This window comes from Azospira sp. MPR-E4 (assembly GCF_058809645.1).
Genome location: NZ_JBXAST010000100.1, coordinates 1 through 4,500 on the forward strand (window position 1 = coordinate 1; position 4,500 = coordinate 4,500).

At 63.8% G+C, this 4,500-nt stretch carries 3 protein-coding genes; all 3 read left to right on the forward strand.

Annotated features, from left to right (window positions below; genetic code table 11):
• Positions 1-94 precede the first annotated feature (94 nt).
• Entirely contained in the window at positions 95-661 is a 567-nt protein-coding gene (dcd, locus tag AC1RTA_RS16360) for a dCTP deaminase (RefSeq protein WP_014236347.1), read from the forward strand.
• Between the two features lie 71 nt (positions 662-732).
• A complete protein-coding gene (locus AC1RTA_RS16365) occupies positions 733-2,973 on the forward strand; it encodes an arginine/lysine/ornithine decarboxylase (RefSeq protein WP_014236346.1) in 2,241 nt (746 codons plus the stop codon).
• Positions 2,974-3,141: 168 nt separating this feature from the next.
• Positions 3,142-4,464, forward strand: a complete 1,323-nt coding sequence (locus tag AC1RTA_RS16370; RefSeq protein WP_492785342.1) for a surface lipoprotein assembly modifier — start codon at positions 3,142-3,144, stop codon at positions 4,462-4,464.
• Positions 4,465-4,500: the final 36 nt, after the last annotated feature.

The following is a 4,500-nucleotide window of genomic DNA, read 5'->3' on the forward strand; positions in this document are numbered from 1 at the left end:
GCCCACCACGGGCTTCCCCTCCTGTAAAAACCCTTTTTGCGCACCCCAACACCAAGTAGAATCCGCTTTTTTCCAAGGCGTTAGGGTAGCTGGCATGGCCATCAAATCCGATAAGTGGATCCGTCGCATGGCGGAGCAGCACGGCATGATCGAACCGTTCGAGCCGGGGCTGGTGCGCGAGGTCAATGGGGAGAAGATCGTTTCCTACGGCACCTCCAGCTACGGCTACGACATCCGCTGCGCCCGGGAATTCAAGGTCTTCACCAACATCAACTCCACCATCGTGGACCCGAAGAAGTTCGATCCCCAGTCCTTCGTCGAGATCGAGGCGGACTACTGCATCATCCCGCCCAATTCCTTCGCTCTGGCCCGCACCGTCGAATACTTCCGCATCCCCCGCAGCGTACTCACCGTCTGCCTGGGCAAAAGCACCTACGCCCGTTGCGGCATCATCGTGAACGTCACCCCCTTCGAACCCGAATGGGAAGGCTACGTCACCCTGGAGTTCTCCAACACCACCCCCCTGCCGGCCAAGATCTACGCCGGCGAGGGCTGCGCCCAGGTGCTCTTCTTCGAGTCCGACGAGGTCTGCGAGACCTCCTACAAGGACCGGGGCGGCAAGTACCAGGGCCAGGTGGGCGTCACCCTGCCCAAGATCTGACGCCTTCGCGCAACATTTTCGACTTATCCTGTGACCCGCTCCGGCGGGTCGCCGTCTTTTGAGGAACAGCCATGCGCTTCCACTTCCCGGTCATCATCATCGACGAAGACTTCCGCTCCGAGAATGCCTCGGGCCTGGGCATCCGGGCCCTGGCGGAAGCCATCCAGGCCGAAGGTCTGGAAGTGCTGGGCGTCACCAGCTACGGCGACCTGACCTCCTTCGCCCAGCAGCAGAGCCGGGCCTCCACCTTCATCCTGTCCATCGACGACGAGGAGTTCTCCTCGCCCGAGGCTTCCGCCAAGGCCATTGCCGGCCTGCGCGCCTTCGTCAGCGAAATCCGCCTGCGCAACAGCGAGATTCCCATCTTCCTGCACGGCGAGACCCGCACCTCCCGCCACATCCCCAACGACGTGCTGCGGGAACTGCACGGCTTCATCCACATGTATGAAGACACGCCGGAATTCATCGCCCGCAACGTGGTGCGGGAAGCCAAGGCCTACCTGGAATCCCTGCCGCCGCCCTTCTTCCGGGCCCTCACCCACTACGCCTCGGACGGCTCCTATTCCTGGCACTGTCCCGGCCACTCCGGCGGCGTCGCCTTCCTGAAGAGCCCGGTGGGCCAGATGTTCCACCAGTTCTTCGGCGAGAACATGCTGCGCGCCGACGTCTGCAACGCCGTGGAGGAACTGGGCCAGCTGCTGGACCACACCGGCCCGGTGGCGGCCTCCGAGCGCAATGCGGCACGCATCTTCAACTGCGACCACCTGTACTTCGTCACCAACGGCACCTCCACCTCCAACAAGATCGTCTGGCACTCCACCGTGGCCCCGGGCGACATCGTGGTGGTGGACCGCAACTGCCACAAGTCCATCCTGCACGCCATCATGATGACCGGCGCCATCCCGGTCTTTCTCATGCCGACCCGCAACAACTTCGGCATCATCGGCCCCATCCCCAAGAGCGAGTTCGCCTGGGAGAACATCCAGAAGAAGATCGCCGCGAATCCCTTCGCCACGGACAAGAACGCCAAGCCCCGGGTGCTGACCATCACCCAGTCCACCTACGACGGCATCCTCTACAACGTGGAAGCCATCAAGGAAGAGCTGGACGGCAAGATCGATACCCTGCACTTCGACGAAGCCTGGCTGCCCCACGCCGCCTTCCACGACTTCTACGGCGATTACCACGCCATCGGCGCCGACCGGCCCCGCTGCAAGGAGTCCATGGTCTTCTCCACCCAGTCCACCCACAAGCTCCTGGCCGGCCTTTCCCAGGCCTCCCAGATCCTGGTGCAGGACGCGGAGAACAGCCACCTGGACCGGGACGTGTTCAATGAGGCTTATCTCATGCACACCTCCACCAGCCCCCAGTACGCCATCATCGCCTCCTGCGACGTGGCCGCGGCCATGATGGAAGAGCCGGGCGGCACCGCCCTGGTGGAGGAATCCATCGCCGAGGCCCTGGACTTCCGCCGCGCCATGCGCAAGGTGGACGAGGAGTGGGGCTCCGGCTGGTGGTTCAAGGTATGGGGCCCGGACGACCTCTCCGAGGAAGGCATCGAGGAGCGGGACGCCTGGATGCTCAAGCCCGGCGACCGCTGGCACGGCTTCGGCAACCTGGCCGACGGCTTCAACATGCTGGACCCGATCAAGGCCACCATCATCACCCCGGGCCTGGACGTGGACGGCGAGTTCGCCGAACGGGGCATTCCCGCCGCCATCGTCACCAAGTACCTGGCCGAACACGGCGTGATCGTGGAGAAGTGCGGCCTCTACTCCTTCTTCATCATGTTCACCATCGGCATCACCAAGGGCCGCTGGAACAGCATGGTGACCGAACTGCAGCAGTTCAAGGACGACTACGACAAGAACCAGCCCCTGTGGAAGGTACTACCCGCCTTCGTCGCCAAGCACCCGCGCTACGAGCGGGTCGGCCTGCGCGACCTGTGCCGGGAAATCCACGCCGTTTACCGCTCCAACGACGTGGCCCGCCTGACCACCGAGATGTACCTCTCCGACATGGTGCCGGCCATGAAGCCTGCCGATGCCTTCGCCAAGATGGCCCACCGCGAGATTGACCGGGTGCCCATCGACGAACTGGAAGGCCGGGTCACCTCGGTGCTGCTCACCCCCTATCCCCCGGGCATTCCCCTGCTCATCCCGGGCGAGCGCTTCAACCGCACCATCATGCAGTACCTGCAGTTCGCCCGGGATTTCAACGAGAAATTCCCCGGCTTCGAGACCGACATCCACGGTCTGGTCAAGGAAGAGCGGGACGGCAAGGTGGGCTACTACGTGGACTGCGTACGCTGACCCGGCGGTGCGGCACAGAAAGCGGCGGGATTTCCCGCCGTTTTTTTTTCGCCAGAATTTTCGCAAAAATCGCGCCAAGCCCATGAAAAATGGGAATAACTGCATTGACATTGCCATGCTGCTTTGCCACATTAGCCGCGATAAGAAATTGTTGAATTGGGGTCTGGGGTGAAAGTCAAAAAATCCGTATTGAATGTCTGCGCCGTCCTGTCGTTGCTGGGCTGCGGCGCCGCCTGGGGGGCCGATGCCACCCTGGGCCAAGCCGGACGCCTGCTGGAAAGCGGCAAGGGCAGCGAAGCCTATGTCCTGCTGGAAAGCCTGGAGCCCGAACGGGCCGGGGAAATCGAATACGACCTGCTGCTGGGGCTGGCCGCCCTGGAGGCGGGCCAGAACACCCGGGCGGTCTTCGCCCTGGAACGGGTGCTGGCCCAGGAACCGAACAACGCCCGGGCCCGGGCCGAGATTGCCCGGGCCTATCTGGCCCTGGGCGAGACCAAGAATGCCCGCCGCGAGCTCGAGAATGTGCGCAGCATGGGCGTGCCGGCCGAAGTGGGCAGCACCATCGAGCGTTTCCTGGCAGCAGTGGAGCGCCTGGAGGACGAAGCCCGCACCCAGGTGCGCGGCTATCTGGAGCTGGGTCTGGGCATCGACAGCAACGTCAACAGCGGCACCAGCCGCGGCGAGTACGCCATTCCCTTCTTCGGCGGCTGGATGTTCCCGGTCGGCAGCGGCGCCAAGGAAAACGGTGACACCTTCACCAACGTGGCCGGCGGCATCAATTTCCGCACTCCCCTGCAGGCCGGCCTGGCCGTCACCGGTGGTGCCGCCTTCTCCCAGCGCCTCAACAGCAACGATACCGACTTCGACAATGGCAGCTGGGACGCCAATCTGGGCCTGACCAAGGCGGAGGACAAGAACCAGTATTCCCTTGCCCTCCAGGCCAGCACCTTCCGCCTCAACGGCGAGCGCTACCGGGACGCCATGGGCTTCACCGGCCAATGGCAGCACAACTACGACTCCCGCAACCAGGCCAGCCTCTACCTCCAGTACGCCAGCCTCACCTACCCAGGCCAGGCCATCCGCAACACAGACCGTTTCGTCGTCGGCGGCGCCTACGCCCACGCCTTCCGCGAGGGGCAGGTCATCTACGGCGGCGCCTACGTGGGCACCGAGATGGAAAAGAACGAGCTGGCCACATTCATGGGCCACGACCTGGTGGGCGTGCGCATCGGCGGCCAGATGGACCTGGCCCCGCGCTGGGTCGGCTTTGCCAACGCCAATCTGGAACAGCGCCGCTACCACGGCAGCGACCCCTTCTTCCTCAGCATCCGCCAGGACCTGCAGGCCAACATCAACGTGGGGGCCAATTTCAGTCCCAGCCGGGAATGGCACATCACGCCCCAGTTCAGCTATACCCGCAACGACTCCAACCTGACCCTCAACGATTACCACCGCCAGGTGGTCTCCGTTACCGTCCGCCGCGATTTCTGAAGCAGGTCCCGCCATGCACATCGCCCTCACCTCCCG

Coding starts and splice junctions, on each gene's coding strand:
- dcd (WP_014236347.1), top strand. CDS start 95: ATGGCCATCAAATCCGATAAGTGGATCCGTCGCATGGCGGAGCAGCAC.
- AC1RTA_RS16365 (WP_014236346.1), top strand. CDS start 733: ATGCGCTTCCACTTCCCGGTCATCATCATCGACGAAGACTTCCGCTCC.